Consider the following 19,198-nt stretch of genomic DNA (forward strand, 5'->3'; position numbering starts at 1 on the left):
CAAATACTCGCAAGCGGTCAATTTTTGAGAAAAAATTACCGATTTTTCTTCACTCATTTGCAAGAGTTAGGCAAATGCTATTCCATGCGGGGATCTGGATTATCTAACACCACTTTAGTTTGATTTTGGCGGAAAGCGTGTAACTTTTCTGCAATTTCAGGATTGAAAGCAGCTAGAATTTGAGCGGCTAATAAGCCTGCATTTGCTGCACCTGCTGGGCCAATAGCAAGTGTACCAACAGGAATGCCTTTTGGCATTTGTACGATAGAGTAAAGGCTATCTACACCGCTTAACATTGAGCTTTTCACTGGTACGCCTAGCACAGGTACAATAGTTTTGGCTGCAATCATACCAGGTAAATGGGCTGCACCACCTGCTCCAGCAATAATGACTTTATAGCCTTGAGCTTGGGCGGATTCAGCAAAAGAGAAAAGTTTATCGGGTGTACGGTGAGCAGAGACGACCTCAACGTGGTAGTTCAAACCAAATTGATCTAAAATTTGTGCGGCTTCAGACATTGTAGCCCAATCACTTTTAGATCCCATAACAATAGCAATTTCCGCGTTCTTTGACATTTTAAATCCTTATGTGCTATGTAAAATGGCGTCATCATACCACACAAAGCAATCGTTTGCTTGGCTATTTCATACCATAAAGCCAAATTTGGGGGCTATTATCTATTAGTTGAAATATGATATAATTAGCGACCAATTTTAGTTAAATGTAATCATCGGAGATATAAATGACGAGTAGTATAAATAAACGTTCAGTAATGACGCTTTTTTCGGATAAAAATGATATTTATAGCCATCAAGTACGTATCGTATTAGCAGAAAAAGGGGTTCCTTATGAAATTGAGAACGTTACGCTAGGTAGTATTTCTGAAGATTTATTAGAATTAAACTCTTATGGTAATATTCCGACCTTAGTTGATCGTGAGTTGGTGTTATTTAACCCTCGCATCATTATGGAGTATTTAGATGAGCGTTTTCCACATCCTCCATTAATGCCCGTTTATCCTGTTTCTCGTGGGCAATGTCGCTTGAATATTTATCGTATTGAACAAGATTGGTATGCACAAATTGATTTAGTGAATAAAGATCCTGAATCGGCAGAAGGCAAAAAAGCATTAGCACAGTTAAAAGAAGATATTTTGGCATTAGCTCCCGTTTTTTCTGCTAAACCTTATTTTATGAGTGATGATTTTAGTCTTGTTGACTGTTATATCGCACCATTATTATGGCGTATGCAGATTTTAGGCGTGAAATTTACTGGCTCTACAGCAAAACCAATTAATACTTATATGACCAGAGTATTCCAACGAGATAGTTTTATTCAATCTGTTGGTGGTGAAGCACCTAAACACTTAATGGATGATAAAGATTAATGAAACCGTTAAGACCTTATCTTTACAATGCGTATTACAACTGGATTATTGATAACGACAATACGCCTTATTTATTAGTAAATTCAGAGTATCCAGATGTTGATGTGCCAGTAGAATTTGTCAAAGAAGGAAAAATTATCTTAAATATTTCTTCTCGTTCTATTGGACAATATATTGCAACCGAAGAATATATTGGCTTTAGTGCACGTTTTCAGGGAATGTTAAGAGATATTCACATTCCTTTTGGCGCAATGGAAGCTATTTATGCTCAAGAAACAGGTGATGGTATTATGTTTCAAGAGGAAGAGTATTATAGCGTGGAGGCTTATCAAGCCCGCTTGGGTACTGAAAAAATTCAGAATCCTAAAGTGAAAAAAGCATCAACTTTAAAATTAGTCAAATAGCACAGTAAAATTAAGCCCTGTATTACAACAGGGCTTAATTTTTTTAATTATAGTGAGATAAAAACTTATTTCACACGAGAAACATATTCACCAGAACGTGTATCTACGCGAATTACTTCGCCAATTTGTACGAATAGCGGTACGCTAACAACCGCACCTGTGCTTAGTGTTGCTGGTTTACCGCCTGTACCTGCGGTATCGCCTTTTAAGCCTGGATCAGTTTCAACAATCTCTAACTCAACAAAGTTTGGTGGCGTTACGGCAATGGCAGAGCCATTCCATAATGTCACGATACATTCTGCATTATCAACTAACCATTTTACGTTATCGCCTAATGCTTTTTCATCAACAGAAATTTGCTCAAACGTTTCTGGGTGCATAAAGTACCAGAAATCGCCATCGTTGTATGAGTAGTTGTAATTAGAATCAACAACATCGGCTGCTTCAACAGAAGAGCCTGATTTGAAGTTGATCTCTAATACTTTGCCAGAAATTAATTTACGAATTTTAGTACGTGTAAATGCTTGACCTTTACCTGGTTTTACAAATTCGTTTTCAACAATTACACAAGGCTCACCATCTTGGATAAATTTTAAACCTTTTTTAAAGTCATTAGTGCTGTAACTAGCCATTATTTCCTCAATTATTCAAAAAATAACAATAAATTAACGTATTTTGAACCGAACCCTCTTGGGGTTTCCAAAAAGAGCTATATAATAACCTAAATTCATAAAATTAGCGAAAGATCTCTAAAATTTTTTGCTATACTTTTTACTTTTAATGAGGAATACGAATGAAAAAATTAATTACTCTTTCTGCTATTTTAGCGGTTTCTGTTGCCACAGTTGCAGAGGCAAAACGAGGTGGTGGTTTCCGTTCAATGAGTTCATCAAAAGCGATTTCGACTAAACCTGTAACTAAAAAACCAACTCAACAGCAAAGAGACGCAACATTTGCAAATACGCCAAATAACACAGCAACTCAACCGCAAGTTCGCCAAAGTAGCACAATGGCCAATGTCGCAATAGGGGCGGCGGCAGGCTATATTTTGGGTGATATGATGTCATCAAATGCACACGCAAACCAACCAGCAGAGGTAAATGCACAACAAGCGGTTAATTCTGCGCAAAATATTGCAAATGGTGCGATTGCAGAATTTAAGAGCATTGGTGGACAAATTGATCCTTTCTTAGTTGAGAAAACAGATGGCTACCGTCGTTACTGTATTTCTGGGGTGCAGTATTTGGTGGCAGCACAAGGTGCTCAAGCTTCGCCTGTGGTAATGGTAAATCCAAATGGTACACCATTACAATGTAACTTAATTCCTTAGCTTCTTGTCATTTTTTACTCTCGTTCTTTATGGAGCGGGAGTATTTTTGTTTATGCAACCAATTCAAATTAAACCACATTGGCTTACTGAACTTGCTCAGGCCTTTAATAATCCTATTGATTTACTGGAATTTTTATCGCTTAATCCTGCAGATTTTGAGGCAGATATTGCTGCTCGAAAATTATTTGCCCTCAGAGTACCAAAAGCATTTGCAGAGAAAATGGAAAAAGGGAACCCCAAAGATCCGCTTTTTCTGCAGGCGATGTCATTGCAAGAGGAATTTATTGAGCAGAAGGGATTTATCGCTGACCCTTTAGAAGAGCAGAAAAGTCCAGCACCGAATATTTTGCACAAATATCATAACCGTTTATTATTTATGATAAAAAATAGTTGTGCGATTAATTGTCGATACTGTTTTCGCCGTCATTTTCCTTACGATGAAGTGAAAAGTGGTAAAGCGGTCTGGCAAGAAAGTTTAGACTACATTGCACAACATACTGAGCTGGAAGAGGTTATTTTTTCAGGCGGTGATCCGCTAATGGCAAAAGATCAAGAATTACACTGGCTGTTAGATAAACTTGAGCAGATTCCACATATCAAAACGTTGCGTATTCACTCACGGCTTCCTGTTGTTATCCCAAATCGGATTACTTTTGAATTATGTGAACGGTTATCAGAATCTCATTTGAATATAGTTCTGGTTACACATATTAATCACGCTAATGAAATTGATGAAATTTTTGCTGAAAAAATGAGAATGCTTACAAAAGCAGGCGTAGTATTACTTAATCAATCGGTAATGTTAAAAGAGGTAAATGATAATCCTCAAACCTTAAAAGCATTAAGCGATAAATTATTTGAGTGCCGTATTTTGCCTTATTATTTGCATTTGTTTGATAAAGTAGCGGGGGCAAGTCATTTTTATATTGAAGATGAAAAAGCGATTAAGATTTATCGAGAATTACAAAAAATAACTTCAGGTTACCTTGTTCCCAAACTGGCAAGGGAAATTGCAAAAGAGCCGAATAAAATATTAAAAGGCTAGTAACGATATGTAAAAAAGGCGAAATGTAAAATTTTCGCCTTTTTTGATCGCTTGCAAGCGGTCGTTTTTATTCGATTTTTTGCAAATTAGAAGCTTGCATTGCGTGGAGAGCGAGGGAATGGGATCACATCACGAATGTTTTGTAAACCTGTTACATAAACAATTAAACGCTCAAACCCTAACCCGAAACCTGAATGTGGCACTGTACCGTACTTACGTAAATCACGGTACCACCAGTAATCCTCAGGATTTAAGCCCATTTCATTCATACGTTTATCTAATACATCTAAACGCTCTTCACGCTGTGAACCACCGATAATTTCACCAATTCCTGGTGCCAAAACATCCATAGCCGCAACGGTTTTCCCATCATCATTTAAACGCATATAGAACGCTTTAATATCTTTCGGATAGTTTTTCACCACCACGGGTGATTTAAAATGTTCCTCTGCTAAATAGCGTTCGTGTTCAGAAGACAAATCAATTCCCCATTCTACTGGGAACTCAAATTCCTTGCCTGATTTTAATAAAATCTCAATAGCATCAGTGTAGTCTACCTGAGCAAAAGGTGCATTAATAAAGTTTTCTAAACGGTTGATTGCCTCTTTATCAACGTGTTTAACAAAGAATTGCATATCGTCTTTACGTTCTGCGAGCACGGCACGGAAAACGTATTTCAACATATCTTCCGCTAATTTTGCATTATCATTTAGGTCTGCAAATGCAATTTCAGGCTCCATCATCCAAAACTCCGCTAAGTGACGAGTTGTGTTTGAATTTTCAGCACGGAAAGTGGGACCGAAAGTGTAAACTTTGCTTAATGCACAAGCATAAGTTTCCGCATTTAATTGACCTGATACGGTTAAGAAAGATTCTTTACCGAAGAAATCTTGGTTGAAATCTACTTTACCACTTTCGCCGCGTGGTAAATTTTCTAAATCTAATGTTGAAACACGGAACATTTCCCCTGCACCTTCAGTATCTGAAGCAGTAATCACAGGGGTTGCAACCCAGTAGAAACCTTGCTCGTGAAAGAAACGATGAATAGCTTGTGCTAAACAGTGACGAACACGTGCTACGGCACCAATTAAGTTTGTACGAGGGCGTAAGTGGGCGACTTCACGTAAATATTCGACAGAGTGGCGTTTTGCTGCCATCGGATAGGTATCGGGATCTTCAACCCAGCCAACAACTTCTACGTTTGTTGCTTGCAACTCAACAGCTTGCCCTTCAGCAGGTGATTCAACCACTTTACCGGTTACAATCACAGAGCAGCCAGCAGTTAATCGTAATACTTCATCATTATAATTTGTTAAATTGTTATTGATGATTGCTTGGATTGGATCAAAACAAGAGCCGTCATAAACGGCTAAGAAAGATAAACCTGCTTTTGAGTCACGGCGGGTACGAACCCAGCCTCGCACGACAACTTCTTCACCTACTGCAATTTTGCCAAATAGGATATCCGAAACGGTTGGAAATTTAGACATTTAATACCTCAAATTTTTCTTGTGAGTTCTTTTTATAAATAATGTGGAATATTCTACAAGAAAATGGGGGGAATTATAATAAGTTTACGGAATTATTTGAAAATTTGTTGGTCAATAAACATTGTAAGCAGTTAAATCTGGAAACTGGATTTACGGGTGGTTAAAAAATTTTTTGTTTTTAATGAACTTTTTATTTAATCAGCTGGTCTTAATATCCGTATAACCGATTTATGCAAGTTTTTTCATTTTTCATTTTTCCTTTTCCTTAGGTAAGACCTCCGCCCCTTTTCGATATTTGATTAGGGGCTTTTTTTATTTAAACATTTGCACATTTTTATTGAAAAATAACCGCTTGTATTTCTGCCACTCTTTTACACTAGATATGATACAATCTCTGCAATTTTTATAATTTCTGGATAACGAAAACTAATGAGCAAATCCTTTTCTTTTTTCTTTTATGACTATGAAAGTTTTGGTGTAAGCCCATCTCACGATAGGCCAGCACAGTTTGCAGGCATTCGTACCGATGAGGATTTTAATATCATCGATGATCCAGTGATGTTTTATTGCAAGCAAACACCAGACTATTTGCCTAGCCCTGAAGCCGTTATAGTTACAGGCATTACACCGCAACAATGTAACGATAAGGGTTTGTCTGAGCCTGAATTTACAGCCAGGATTCACGCAGAATTTAGCCAAGCAAATACTTGTACTATTGGTTATAACAATATCCGTTATGATGATGAAATGACACGTTATACTTTTTTCCGCAATTTTTACGATCCGTACGAATACAGCTGGAAAAATGGCAATTCTCGTTGGGATTTATTGGATTTAGTGCGTGCGTGCTATGCTTTACGCCCCGAAGGTATTGAGTGGCCCAAAGATGAAAACGGTATGCCGAGCTTTAAGTTAGAAAATTTAACGAAGGCAAATGGCATTTCTCACGAAAACGCACACGATGCAATGTCGGATGTTTATGCCACCATTGCGATGGCGAAATTGATTAAAGAAAAACAGCCGAAGTTATTTCAATTTTTCTTTAATTTACGGATTAAAAAAGAGGTGAAAATGCTTATTGATACAGGCGAGATGACTCCGCTTGTACACGTTTCAGGAATGTTGGGCAATTATCGTGGTAATACGGCTTGGGTAGTGCCGTTAGAATGGCATCCAACTAATCCCAATGCAGTGATTGTGTGCGATTTATCGGGCGATGTGAATGGTTTACTGAACGAAAATGCAGAAACCTTACACCAACGTTTATATACCAAACGTGAAGCATTAACTGAAAATGATCTCCCTGTGCCACTAAAATTGGTGCACATTAATAAATGTCCAATTTTAGCACCAGCAAAAACCTTGTTACCTGAAAATGCAGAGCGATTAGGTATTGATAGGGCGTTATGTTTAGCAAATTTGCAGGCATTAAAAGCACAAAAATCGCTTGTGCGAGAAAAAGTACTGGAAATTTTTAATGACAAACGAGTTTTTGAGTTGTCGCCTAATGTAGAAACAACCTTGTATGATGGTTTTTTCTCAACATCAGATAAAAATAATATGGCAATTTTACGTACGTTATTACCTGAACATTTAGCTAATCACGGTTTGAAATTTGAAGATCCTCGTGTAGAGAAATTGTTATTCCATTATCGAGCAAGGCATTATCCACAAACGCTGACGAGGGCTGAACAGATAAAGTGGCAGAAATACTGCCATCAGCAAATTGATGCAAAAGCAGAGCAGTTTGCGAAGTCTATTGATGAGTTATACCAACAATATAATGATAACCCTGGAATAGTAAAATTATTGGAAAATTTGACCGCTTACGCAGAACAAATATCACAAAAACAAACGGCGGTTTACACAAAAAATAACGAAGATGGAAAATTAATCAGTGATTTAAATAAGGCTGCAGAGCAACAGTTAAATAAGGCTGAAAAATTGAAATTATTAAAGGAATTGATCAAATAATGCCAATACCTGAATTAGAACATCATCCTTTTGAGCCAGTTCTGCCAGAACAATCTATCGTTATGATGATGGGAACTTTTCCGCCAACATCAGAAAAACGTTGTATGGAATTTCATTATCCTAATTTTCAAAATGATATGTGGCGAATAATGGGAAAAGTGTTTTTTGATGATATAAACTATTTTCGAGTAAAGGATGAAAAACGATTTGATCCTATTCAAATTGAAGCCTTTTTACAAGAAAAACAGATCGCACTTTGCTCATCTGCCAAAACAGCCATTCGTTTGAAAGGGAATGCGGCAGATAAAGATTTGCAAATTGTGGAGCCTGTAGATATGGACGAGCTTTTAATCCAACTACCAAAAATGAAATGGATTTTTACTACAGGTGGTTTGGCAACAGAGACTTTATTAGCACTTTTGCCAGAAAAAATTAAAGCACCCAAAACAAATGAATGGGTGAACTATCCGTATTTGAAATCAAGAGAGCTATATTTATATCGTTTGCCTTCTACTTCAAGGGCTTATCCATTAAGTTTGGAGAAAAAGATTGAGGCCTATCGCCAATTTTTCATTCAAGCGGGGTTAATTAAGGATTAATAATGAAATACGATTTACATTCACACAGCACGGCTTCTGATGGAATGCTTTCCCCAACCGAATTAGTTCAAAGAGCAGTTGATCAAGGCGTTGATATGTTAGCTTTAACTGATCACGATACTATTTCAGGTATTCGTGAGGCAAAAAGATTCGCGCAAACTCAACCAATCACTTTTATTTCTGGTGTAGAAATTTCGATTTTGTGGCAGGATAAAAGTATCCATCTAGCGGCACTCAATATTGATGACAAGAACGAAGAAATGATCCAGTTTCTTGATAATCAAGCACTATTACGTGAAGAGCGAGCGGTCGAAATTGGCGAAAAATTAGCAAAAGAGGGGATTGCAAATGCCTATGAAGGTGCAAAGGCTTTAGCAAGTGGCGAAGTAACCCGAGCACATTATGGGCGTTTCTTGTATGAACAGGGATATGTCCGTAACATTGAACACGCTTTCAAACGTTATTTAGGTATGGGAAAGCCAGCCTATGTAAAACCTCGGTGGAGTAGTTTGGAGGAAGCCGTTCGGACAACACACAACGCAGGCGGCGTGATTAATATTGCCCACCCATTACGTTATAAAATGACAGCGCGTTGGATTCGCCGTTTAATTAGTGATTTCAAATTAGCTGGGGGAGATGGCATAGAAGTTTCAGGATGTGGGCAAACCCTAGACCAACGTCAACTACTCACTCGCTGGGCGAAAGAGTTTGATTTATATGGCTCAGTAGGTTCTGATTTCCATCACCCGACAGGTTGGATTGAACTCGGTAAAAGTTTAGAGCTACCAAGAGAGTGCAAGCCAATTTGGGAGCTATTTTAGATTATAGGAGCAATAGTGATTTGCTCCTATGTTTTATAAGTACAGAATAAAATGAACTAAATTAGTAACCATTTTTATTCCTTTAAATCAAATCAAATAAGGCTTTCCCCAAATAATCATTTTCATCTTTCACACCTGCAAAACAGGCAAATAAACCACTGCCAATGTGGGTAATATATTCATTCATTTTATCAATATTACCCAGTGAGTTTTGAATTTGGATAAATTGCTCAGGGCTTTGTTGAAACGAGATAAATAACAAACCAGCATCAAACTGCCCCTTGTCATCAATACCGTTTGAGTAAGAAAAGGAGCGGCGAAGTATTTGTAAGCCTGTTTTATTTGCAAGATGTGTATGGGACATTTCAGGAATAGCAGTATGACCTTTTTCGTCTTTTTTTGCCAAATTCAATGTATCAAATTCGTGTTGGTGCCTGAGCCCTACACCAGAATCTCGATGGCGACCAAAAGTTTCTTCTTGAGAGTGGAGATGGGTGCGATCCCAGGTTTCTAAAAACATCTTAATGCGACGAACTGCTAAATAAGAACCGCCTTTCAGCCAGCCATCTTTAACCCAAATGGTATTATCTTGTTCTTTTAAGCTACGGGCATTGGCAGTACCATCTTTAAATCCGAATAGATTGCGAGGGGTTCGCTCATCAATAAAAGAGTTAAAGCCCATTTGTGACCACCTCATTTTAACTTCACCTCGTGCTGCACGAACCAAATTGCGTATGGCATGAAAAGCCACTTGTGGATCATCAGCACAAGCCTGAATACAAATATCACCAGCAGTATATTCGGTTTGAAGCTGATCACGAGGAAAGCGTGGGAGGTTATTGAGTTGGGTAGGTTTCAGTTTTTCAATGCCTAATTTACTGAAAAAACTGTGGCTAATACCAAAAGTTAGCGTAAGACCTTGTGGCGACAAGCTATCTGCTTCCCCAGTATCATTAGGCGGAAGGAAATTATTCGTACTATAAGGCTTTACATTTTTGCCCTGCGTGAGGTTATTACTGTAAGCCGTCCATTTCTGAAAAATGGTTTTTACTTTATTAATATCGTTGGTATCTAAATCAAGCACCAAAAAATAGATATGTTTTTGTGCCGCAGTAACGATACCAGCTTGGTGTGTGCCAAAAAATGAATGTTGATTTTCTGCGTTTTGAGGAATTTGTCGTGATTCTAAACTAAAAGCAGGAGCAGACAATAAACCTGCTCCCATCAATGTAGAGTTTTTTAAGAAATCACGGCGAGAACGATTTTCTGCCATAATTGTTACTCCCATTATTTATTTAACAGCACACCTAATTGAGCTAATGGTTCGCCAAGTTGATTCACTGCTTCTGCAAGGGATTTGATATCTCCTTTTGAAAGTGCATCGTAACTTATGTAATCATAACCACCTGTTTTTGATTTATTATGCTTTTCTAATAATGCATTCACAGTAATAAAACGGCTAGCAATCTCAGCGGAAAGCTTTGCATCTACTTTTTCAAGCTGAGGTTTGAAAATCTCATAGATTTTCTCAGCCCCTTCAATATTGGCTTTAAAATCGTACAGGTCAGTTTTTGAGAAGATCTCTTCTTCGCCCATTACCTTAGTGGTAGAAACTTCATTTAATAAATCCACGGCACCAGTAATCATTAGCTCGGGCGTGACTTCTGCAGTTGGAATTTTAGCACGTAGCTCTTTCACGTCTTTAAGTAATTGCTCAGCGATTTCTTTTGTGCTTTCAGTCGTATTTTTCTCCCACAGTGTTTTTTCAATTTTATGGAAACCAGACCAGTCTTTTTCGGTTTTGCCTTCTTCTACTAAATCAACAAGGCGAGCATCAATACGAGGGTCTAAATCGTCAAAGCTCTCTGCAATTGGCTCAGAACGTTCAAAATACATTCGAGCAAGCGGGTAAATTTCTTTCGCTTTTTGCACATCTCCTTTAGCTAAGTAACTGACAAATTTTTCTGTACTAGCCACTAATTGGTCTATCTCTTCAATGACAAATTGCTTATATGCCTCAGTTTCTTTGGTTAAATCTAATGCAAAAGCTTGAGTTGCTACAAAAAAGCTAGAGATGGCAAAAGTAAGTTTAGTTAAACGCATAATTTCTCCTTAGTAATGGTAAACTTATATATCATATTGATATTACGAATTATTATCAAGATGACTATGATTTAATTTATATAATAATTTGCAAATTATTATCAAAAAAACACCGCTTGTTTATTCCAGTTATAAAGAAGAATATAAATAGGCAAAACAACAGCTTACATCCCTAATATTAGGGGATTTCTAATGAAATTATGCGATCAATTATTAACTTATGCTAAAATCCTGCGAACATTTTTCAGGATTTTTATTTTATGAGCAAACAGCACAAACCTTTTATTCTTCACGCCCCATTTAGCCCCTCTGGTGATCAGCCAACTGCTATTGCAAAGCTAGTCGAAGGCTTAAATGACGGACTTGCTCATCAAACATTATTGGGTGTAACAGGATCGGGGAAAACATTCACTATTGCAAATGTGATTGCTACGCTTAATCGTCCTGCTATGTTGCTTGCCCCGAATAAAACCCTTGCGGCTCAGCTCTATGCGGAAATGAAAAGCTTTTTCCCTGAAAATGCGGTGGAATATTTTGTCTCCTACTATGATTACTACCAACCCGAAGCCTATGTTCCAGCAAGCGATACCTTTATTGAGAAAGATGCCTCAATTAACGAGCAAATTGAGCAGATGCGACTTTCTGCTACTAAATCGTTCTTGGAGAGACGAGATACCATAGTAGTGGCCTCTGTTTCCGCTATCTACGGTTTAGGCGATGTTGATGCCTATATGCAAATGATGCTGCATTTACAAGTAGGAGCGATGATTGGACAACGGGAAATTCTCTCTCGTCTTGCGGAGCTGCAATACACTCGCAACGATCAGGCATTTCAACGTTCAACTTTCCGTGTACGGGGCGATGTGATTGATATTTACCCCGCAGAAAGTGATGAAGTGGCATTGCGTGTTGAGTTGTTTGATGATGAAATCGAAAACCTCTCATTGTTCGACCCGCTCACGGGGCATAATTTAGGCAAAGTGCCACGCTACACGATTTACCCGAAAACGCACTATGTCACGCCACGAGAACGAATTCTAGAAGCCATTGAGCAAATTAAATCGGAGCTGGTCGAACGCCGCACCTACTTTATTCAGGAAAATAAACTGCTGGAAGAACAGCGGATCGCTCAACGCACGCAATTTGATATTGAGATGATGAATGAGCTAGGTTACTGCTCGGGCATTGAAAATTATTCACGCTATCTTTCGGGGAGAAAAGAGGGAGAGGCACCGCCCACCTTGTTTGATTATATGCCTGCAGACGGTATTTTAGTGATTGATGAAAGCCATGTTACCGTACCACAAATCGGCGGTATGTATCGGGGAGACCGCTCAAGAAAAGAAACACTGGTGCAATATGGCTTTCGACTGCCGTCTGCACTTGATAACCGTCCGCTTAAATTTGAGGAGTTTGAACGCCTATCACCACAAACAATTTATGTATCTGCCACACCTGGGGCGTATGAGTTAGAGAAAAATCCCGAGGTGGTCGATCAAGTTGTTCGTCCAACAGGTTTGCTTGACCCCATTATTGAAGTCCGCCCAGTGGCTACGCAGGTGGACGATTTATTGTCGGAAATTCACAAACGAGTAGCGGTAAACGAGCGTGTGTTGGTTACTACGCTTACTAAAAAAATGGCGGAAGATCTCACGGATTATCTAGATGAACACGGCGTTCGGGTTCGCTACTTACATAGCGATATCGATACGGTAGAACGGGTCGAGATTATTCACGACTTGCGTATGGGAATGTTTGATGTACTGGTAGGAATTAACTTGCTCCGTGAAGGTTTAGATATGCCTGAGGTCTCACTGGTAGCGATTTTAGATGCAGACAAAGAGGGTTTTCTCCGTTCTGAACGATCGCTGATTCAGACCATTGGGCGAGCTGCCCGAAACCTTAACGGCAAGGCAATTTTATATGGCGATCGTATTACGAACTCAATGCAGAAAGCGATTTTTGAGACCGAACGTCGTCGTGAAAAGCAGATAAAATATAACGAAGAAAAAGGCATTGTGCCACAAGCATTAAATAAAAAAGTCGGTGAGCTACTCGATATAGGACAATCCGACAAACCAAAACGTGGCAAACAAGCGGTCAAAAAAGCTGAAAATTCTGCAAATGAATACAAACCGAAATCCCGCAAAGAGTTGGAAAAAGAGCTGAAAGTGTTAGAACAACAAATGCGAGATTTTGCCGCCAACTTAGAGTTTGAAAAAGCGGCTGCAACAAGGGATAAACTGCAGCAATTGAAGGCGGTTTTATTGGAAGTCTAAAAATGCTTTTCGATACCCATATCCATCTTGATCAATTTTCAGATCAAGAAATAGCAGACATTTTACAGCAACCTAATTTACAAAGTGTGCTGGCGGTTGCAACAGATTTAGCCAGTTGTGAAAGGTTATTGGCATTAAAAGAGCAATATTCTAAGCTTTATATTGCCGCAGGTTTTCACCCAGAACAGGCGTTACTTTCGGAAAATGAGATCGAAAAACTCTTCGATTTTATTGCAAAAAATCATCAAAAATTGACCGCTTGTGGGGAGGTTGGCTTGCCGCATTACCGAAAGCGGGAAAATCCAGTATTAGATTATCAGCCTTATATTGATTTGTTAGAGCGTTTTATCATAACGAGCAAGCGGTATAATTTGCCGTTAAATTTGCATATTGTGTATGATGATACAAATATTGCCCTTGAACTACTGGCAAAACATCAAATTCAACAAGCCCATTTTCATTGGTTTAAGGCAAGTGATGAGACGCTGGAAAAATTGCTTTTAACCCCTTATTTTGTTAGTCTTACGCCCGATATTTTGACTAACCCGAAAACGCAAAACGTTGCTCAGATTTTTCCGTTAGCACGGCTTTTAATTGAAACCGATGCCCCTTGGCAACACGAGGGCTTTGAGCCTGTCGAAATTACTCAGCAACTTTCCGCCGTAATTAAAAAACTGGCAGAAATTAAGCAGTTGCCTGAAATAGCTGTTACAGTGCAGATTAAGCAAAACACGCAGTCATTTTATCTCATTTAATATCATCTTTTAGCTTAACGTATTTTATTAGAACCTATGAAAAATCATCAACCGATTAAAGGGGCAATTGCAATTATTACCGCAGGGGTATTGTTTGCCTGTATTAATACACTTATTCCGAAACTCACGTCCATTTCGCCCATTGATTCTAGTGTGATTGCATTGGTGCAATATCTTATTGCATTCGTGTTCCTTGTGCCAAGTATGAATAATGTTGGTTTTTTTTCTTCGCTGAAAACCGCCCATTTTGGACAACATTGTTTTCGCATTTTTCTTTCAGCTATTGGTATTCAATGCTGGACAATGGCATTGGCTAATCAATTACCTATTTGGCAGGGTATTGCGTTATTGATGACATCGCCATTATTTGTCACTATTGGTTCTGGCATATTTTTGAAAGAACAAATTGGAAAACGGCGTTGGATTGCTACCGCACTGGGTTTTATTGGTGCGATGATTATTTTAGAGCCTTGGAGTGATGATTTTAATCTTATTGCTTTACTACCCCTTGCTGCTGCTTTTTTCTGGGCAGGCTATTCATTGATGGTTAAAAAACTTTCTCGCTATGATAGCCCAACCACAATGGTTGCCTATTTATTTATTTTAATTACGCCATTTAACGTGCTGATTGCTTTAACTAACCTAAGTCCAAGCGGATTTAGCCTGCCTTCTTGGAGTGATTTCGGCTTTTTAATTTTGCTTGGTTTTTTAACAGCACTGGCTCAATTAGCGGTTGCAAAAGCTTATAACTTAGCGGATGCTTCTTATATTCAACCGTTCGATTTTATTAAATTACCACTCAATGTATTAGCTGGTTGGCTCGTTTTTAACTGGGTTCCACCAGGTAAATTATGGTTAGGGGCGGCGATTATTATTGCTGCAACAGTTTACATTACCTATGCAGAAGGAAAAGTAAGTAAGCGGACAAGCGGTTAAATTTGGCTGATTTTTTGCAATAATCTAACACCTTTTAAAAGGCGGGCGTTTCCGCCTTTTGCTTTAAACGCTGCGGAATAATTTATTATGCAGGGTTATTAATATCAATGAATTCCACGTCTAAGCCGTACTGTTGAGCCAGCCATTCACCGAGGGCTTTTACACCGTCTCGCTCTGTGGCGTGGTGTCCGCAGGCAAAGTAGTAAATGCCTTGTTCACGTGCTGAGTGAGTAGTTTGTTCAGAAATTTCACCACTAATAAAGGCATCACAACCTTTTTCAAAAGCTAAATCAATATAGCCTTGTCCGCCACCAGAGCAAATGCCGATTTTTTTAATCATTTTTTGTGGGGTAGAAACAAATTCATCACACAAAATCACCGTGCGTTGTAACGTTTTTTCAAGCGTTTGTTTTAGATCTTCGGCAGAAATTGGGCTGTCTAATTCGCCGTACATTGGAATTGAGTTTGGGCTATCTTCAAGACCTCTAAAATTAAGCAGCCCTAAATGTTTTGCCAATTGTGCGTTGTTGCCTAGTTCTGAGTGGATATCAAGCGGTAAATGGTAGCCGAAAAGATTAATATCATTCACTAAAAGTTGTTTGATGCGTTTGCCTTTCATACCACGAATACACGGGTTTTCGCTTTTCCAAAAATAACCGTGGTGAACTAAAATCGCATCAGCATTTTTCTCAATTGCTTTTTCAATCAGTGGCAGAGATGCTGTTACGCCTGTAATAATTTTACGAATCTCTTTTTTGCCTTCAACCTGTAAGCCGTTTGGGGCGTAGTCGTTAATGGCAGAACTATTTAGTTTAGTATTGAGAATTTGCTCGAGTTCAATATTGGTTATGGTCATTTTGTTTTCCTTATAAACAAGCGGTCGTTTTTCTTATCATTTTTACAAATTATGAATATGGTTTCCAAAGCGGAATTTCTAATTCCGCTCTTAGACCACCCAGATCACTTTTTGTTAAGTGGATATTGCCTTGATGCTGCTGTGCGGCATTATGCACAATAGAAAGCCCTAAGCCTGAGCCACCCGTTTCTCTTGTTCTGGCTTCATCTATACGGTAAAAAGGTTTTAAAATATTTTCATATTCATTTTCTGGAATGCCTTCTCCGTTATCTTCAACCACTAAAATCAATTTTTCCTCTTTAATTTCCATTGAAATAGAAATGATTTTATTCGAATATTTTTGTGCATTGCGAATTAAATTTTCCAATGCACTGGTGAGTGTGCTTACTGAACCATTAATAGAATATAATTCAGGGTTGGAGATATTTTGTTTGATGATGAGTATAATATTATTTTGAGCTGTTTCAAATTGTGCATCTTCAATGACATCGTGCCAAATTTCATTAATTTTAAATATTTTCTTATGAATCTGATAATTTAGTTTTTGCTGTGAGATAACCAATAAACCTTTAACCATCTGATCAAGTTTTCTGATTTCCGTTTCAATACGATGAATTTCAGCAGATTCGCCCATTTTTCGGCGTGAAATCGCGGTTGCCAGTTGTAATCTTGCCAACGGTGTTTTTAGTTCGTGAGAAATATCAGAAATCATTCTTCTTTGCTGTTCGGTTAAGTCTTTTAAACTTTTTACCATATGATTAAAACTTTTGCCGACTTCTCTGATTTCATAAATATCTTCTTTTTCAAGTTTAGGATTTATTTCTAGGTGCCCTGTTGCGATAGCATTTGCAGAGGCTGTTAAACTTTGAACAGGTTTTGTGATTTTAAATGATAACCATAATAGTAATGGCATACCTGAGAGCATCAGGATGAATATCATCAGAAATGGTGAATCCAAAATTGTATCAAACCATTCTTCTTGTGCATCAACTGCTTTAATAAAATATTGGTTATAAGTACGTATTGGAGATTTAACGACAAAAGGTCCGTATATTTCAATATTTTCAAAACGGCGTTGGTATGGCATTTTCGCTTGTTGTGATTGGTAAATAAAAAATTGTAACGATTTAATATTACTTTGGTTTACACCACTTAAATTTCCAGTAGTGTTGTCTTCTAAAATAACATCATAGCCGTTAGCTGTTTCAACGGATAAATTCCGTTCGAATACGTCATCTAAATTTAAATTTTTTTCTGTTTCAACACTTTCGTTTCTAAAATAAGATTGGTCTTTTTGTGAAAGCGGTGAGAATTTTCTGGCATCAAACTTATCTAAATTAAAGGTAATAGTAATAAATAAGATAAGCAATAAACCATAATATTTAACAAGTTTATAAGCTAAACGTTTTCTAAGTTGGGAAATTCTTTTAAATAAGTTTGACATAATAATAGAATGTAAAAATCCCTAATCACGTTAGGGATCTGAAAGAGTATTTTATTTTTCAGTGACTAATAAGTAACCTTTGCCTCTTAAGGCTTTAAACCAAGGTGAGCCATCATTTTTTTCAGGTAATTTTCTACGAAGATTAGATATGTGCATATCAATTGCACGATCGTAAGGGGTTAATGGTTTGCCTAATATCTCTAAACTTAATGATTCTCTAGTGATAACCTCACCAGGATTACGCACGAACAATTGTAATAGTGCAAATTCAGTGGCTGTTAAATCTAAATTGTTACCTTGGTAAAATGCTTGTTGGCGACCTGAATGTAATTCTATACCTGTAAATTGAAATAATTTGCTATTATGTATTTCAACTGGAGCATTTTTTTCTTGTTCTGGTAATGACACGGGAGCAGTACGTCTTAAAATAGCTCTCATTCTAGCGACTAATTCTCGGTCATTAAAAGGTTTTGGGAGATAATCATCAGCCCCTAATTCTAACCCTAAAATACGATCAATTTCATCATCTCTTGCACTCAACATTAAAACAGGCAATACATATTTTTGCCTTATTCGTTTTAATGTTTCTGTGCCATTTAATACAGGCATCATCACATCAAGTAGTATTAAATCATATTGATTAGCTTCTAATTCATTTAAGCCTTCTTGACCATTATGAGCGACAGTGACTTGAAACCCTTCTAATACAAGCAGTTCAGTTAATAATTCGGTCAATTCAATATCATCATCTATTAATAAGATTTTTGACATAAGATATTTCCTATAAAATATGAATGCTATATTTTTATAGCTAAAAATAGGGGGGCTAAAATATTAAATTTGCCTTATTATAACAAGCAAGATGAATTATTCTACCCTTTTTATTTCGTGCCAAATAGCATCTAATTCAGCTAAACTACAGGCTTTTACAGATTTTCCTGCATTTTTAACCGCTTGTTCTACTTTTCTAAAGCGTTGTTCAAATTTAAGATTTGCATTCCGTAAATTTTCTTCAGCATCGGTATGATAATGACGACATAAATTCACCGTGGCAAATAATAAGTCACCTAATTCTTCGGCCAGCTCTGCAGAGCGATTAGGGTATTCGGCAATTTCGACTTTTACTTCGTGAAGCTCTTCTTCTACTTTTGCAAGCACATCTTTAGGATCATCCCAATCAAAACCAACTTTCGAACAACGTTTTTGCAATTTATTAGCACGAGTCAGTGCGGGTAAAGCAAAGGGTAAATCATCTAAAATAGATTTTTGCTTTTTATGCTTAGCATCATTGGCTTTTTGTGTTTCCCAATTTTTTAATGCCTCTTCACTATTTCCTGCTTTTTCATCACCAAAAACGTGAGGGTGTCGGTAAATTAGCTTATCGTGAATGTCGCTGACAACATCATCAAAAGTAAAAGCCCCTTCTTCTTTTGCTAATTGGCTTAAAAACACAACCTGAAGTAATAAATCGCCCAGCTCCTCCCGGAGTGCTGTGCGATCATTGGTGTGAATTGCTTCTGCAACTTCGTAGGTTTCTTCTAGTAAATGGGGGAGCATAGTGTTAAAGTTTTGTTTTAAATCCCACGGGCAGCCGTGTTCTGGATGACGAAGTTGATTTACCACTTCAAGAAATTGTTCAATAGTTGCCATATTTTCCCTCACGACAAGCGGTTGTTTTTGCTTAAAATTTTGCAAATTCTAGCATAATAATACTCTTTTCGCTTATAATACGGCATTCTTAGCAAAACAGGAGAGAAAATGGCAGCAGAAAAATT

The 19,198-nt window shown here is 37.7% G+C and carries 19 protein-coding genes; 10 read left to right on the forward strand and 9 right to left on the reverse strand.

The features are described from left to right. Positions 1-77: 77 nt before the first annotated feature. Positions 78-575, reverse strand: coding sequence for a 5-(carboxyamino)imidazole ribonucleotide mutase (gene purE / locus GM698_RS09560; protein WP_159629910.1), 498 nt, complete (start codon positions 573-575; stop codon positions 78-80). Between the two features lie 167 nt (positions 576-742). Here purE and GM698_RS09565 point away from each other — a divergent pair, with 167 nt between their 5' ends. After that, positions 743-1,387 carry a glutathione S-transferase N-terminal domain-containing protein gene (locus GM698_RS09565; RefSeq protein WP_159629912.1) on the forward strand — a complete coding sequence of 215 codons (645 nt, stop codon included), beginning with the start codon at positions 743-745 and terminating at the stop codon, positions 1,385-1,387. Further along, positions 1,387-1,791 (forward strand): ClpXP protease specificity-enhancing factor, encoded by a 405-nt coding sequence (locus tag GM698_RS09570; RefSeq protein ID WP_159629914.1) that lies wholly within the window; start codon positions 1,387-1,389, stop codon positions 1,789-1,791. Before GM698_RS09565 ends, GM698_RS09570 begins: the two co-directional genes overlap by 1 nt. A gap of 65 nt (positions 1,792-1,856) precedes the next feature. Here GM698_RS09570 and efp read toward each other — a convergent pair whose 3' ends face one another. Next, a complete protein-coding gene (efp, locus tag GM698_RS09575; RefSeq protein ID WP_209289346.1) occupies positions 1,857-2,423 on the reverse strand; it encodes an elongation factor P in 567 nt (188 codons plus the stop codon). Between the two features lie 161 nt (positions 2,424-2,584). Here efp and GM698_RS09580 point away from each other — a divergent pair, with 161 nt between their 5' ends. Continuing rightward, entirely contained in the window at positions 2,585-3,121 is a 537-nt protein-coding gene (locus GM698_RS09580; protein ID WP_209289347.1) for a hypothetical protein, read from the forward strand. Positions 3,122-3,173: 52 nt separating this feature from the next. After that, positions 3,174-4,166 carry an EF-P beta-lysylation protein EpmB gene (gene epmB / locus GM698_RS09585; protein ID WP_209289348.1) on the forward strand — a complete coding sequence of 331 codons (993 nt, stop codon included), beginning with the start codon at positions 3,174-3,176 and terminating at the stop codon, positions 4,164-4,166. Positions 4,167-4,252: 86 nt separating this feature from the next. Here epmB and asnS read toward each other — a convergent pair whose 3' ends face one another. Continuing rightward, on the reverse strand, positions 4,253-5,656 hold the full coding sequence (asnS, locus tag GM698_RS09590; RefSeq protein WP_209289349.1) for an asparagine--tRNA ligase: 1,404 nt from the start codon (positions 5,654-5,656) through the stop codon (positions 4,253-4,255). A 429-nt stretch (positions 5,657-6,085) separates the two neighbouring features. Here asnS and sbcB point away from each other — a divergent pair, with 429 nt between their 5' ends. The 3 genes from sbcB to GM698_RS09605 are packed head-to-tail and all read left to right on the forward strand — an operon-like array spanning position 6,086 to position 9,050. Further along, positions 6,086-7,630, forward strand: a complete 1,545-nt coding sequence (sbcB, locus tag GM698_RS09595) for an exodeoxyribonuclease I (protein ID WP_209289350.1) — start codon at positions 6,086-6,088, stop codon at positions 7,628-7,630. Beyond that, complete coding sequence (locus GM698_RS09600) at positions 7,630-8,229, forward strand: DNA glycosylase (RefSeq protein ID WP_176808548.1); 600 nt, start codon at positions 7,630-7,632, stop codon at positions 8,227-8,229. Before sbcB ends, GM698_RS09600 begins: the two co-directional genes overlap by 1 nt. A gap of 2 nt (positions 8,230-8,231) precedes the next feature. Next, positions 8,232-9,050: a PHP domain-containing protein gene (locus GM698_RS09605; protein ID WP_159629928.1), complete on the forward strand. Its 819-nt coding sequence runs from the start codon at positions 8,232-8,234 to the stop codon at positions 9,048-9,050. Positions 9,051-9,132: 82 nt separating this feature from the next. Here GM698_RS09605 and efeB read toward each other — a convergent pair whose 3' ends face one another. Continuing rightward, entirely contained in the window at positions 9,133-10,323 is a 1,191-nt protein-coding gene (gene efeB / locus GM698_RS09610) for an iron uptake transporter deferrochelatase/peroxidase subunit (protein ID WP_209289351.1), read from the reverse strand. 14 nt (positions 10,324-10,337) lie between these two features. Further along, entirely contained in the window at positions 10,338-11,153 is an 816-nt protein-coding gene (gene efeO, locus GM698_RS09615) for an iron uptake system protein EfeO (RefSeq protein ID WP_176808546.1), read from the reverse strand. A gap of 260 nt (positions 11,154-11,413) precedes the next feature. On the opposite strand from efeO, the gene uvrB reads away from it, so the two are divergent. The 3 genes from uvrB to GM698_RS09630 are packed head-to-tail and all read left to right on the forward strand — an operon-like array spanning position 11,414 to position 15,123. Next, entirely contained in the window at positions 11,414-13,432 is a 2,019-nt protein-coding gene (gene uvrB / locus GM698_RS09620; RefSeq protein ID WP_176808545.1) for an excinuclease ABC subunit UvrB, read from the forward strand. A gap of 2 nt (positions 13,433-13,434) precedes the next feature. After that, on the forward strand, positions 13,435-14,187 hold the full coding sequence (locus GM698_RS09625) for a TatD family hydrolase (RefSeq protein WP_176810033.1): 753 nt from the start codon (positions 13,435-13,437) through the stop codon (positions 14,185-14,187). A gap of 36 nt (positions 14,188-14,223) precedes the next feature. After that, complete coding sequence (locus tag GM698_RS09630; protein WP_209289352.1) at positions 14,224-15,123, forward strand: DMT family transporter; 900 nt, start codon at positions 14,224-14,226, stop codon at positions 15,121-15,123. Positions 15,124-15,208: 85 nt separating this feature from the next. On the opposite strand, the gene GM698_RS09635 is transcribed toward GM698_RS09630, so the two are convergent. From GM698_RS09635 to mazG, 4 genes are all read right to left on the reverse strand, one after another. Further along, entirely contained in the window at positions 15,209-15,979 is a 771-nt protein-coding gene (locus GM698_RS09635) for a Nif3-like dinuclear metal center hexameric protein (RefSeq protein ID WP_209289353.1), read from the reverse strand. Between the two features lie 49 nt (positions 15,980-16,028). Beyond that, positions 16,029-17,423, reverse strand: coding sequence for an envelope stress sensor histidine kinase CpxA (gene cpxA / locus GM698_RS09640; RefSeq protein WP_176810032.1), 1,395 nt, complete (start codon positions 17,421-17,423; stop codon positions 16,029-16,031). A gap of 51 nt (positions 17,424-17,474) precedes the next feature. Next, complete coding sequence (locus tag GM698_RS09645) at positions 17,475-18,194, reverse strand: response regulator (RefSeq protein WP_176810031.1); 720 nt, start codon at positions 18,192-18,194, stop codon at positions 17,475-17,477. A gap of 96 nt (positions 18,195-18,290) precedes the next feature. Next, complete coding sequence (gene mazG, locus GM698_RS09650) at positions 18,291-19,073, reverse strand: nucleoside triphosphate pyrophosphohydrolase (RefSeq protein ID WP_176812611.1); 783 nt, start codon at positions 19,071-19,073, stop codon at positions 18,291-18,293. Between the last annotated feature and the right edge of the window lie 125 nt (positions 19,074-19,198).

Source organism: Mannheimia sp. ZY171111, from assembly GCF_017750945.1.
GTDB lineage: Bacteria > Pseudomonadota > Gammaproteobacteria > Enterobacterales > Pasteurellaceae > Mannheimia > Mannheimia pernigra.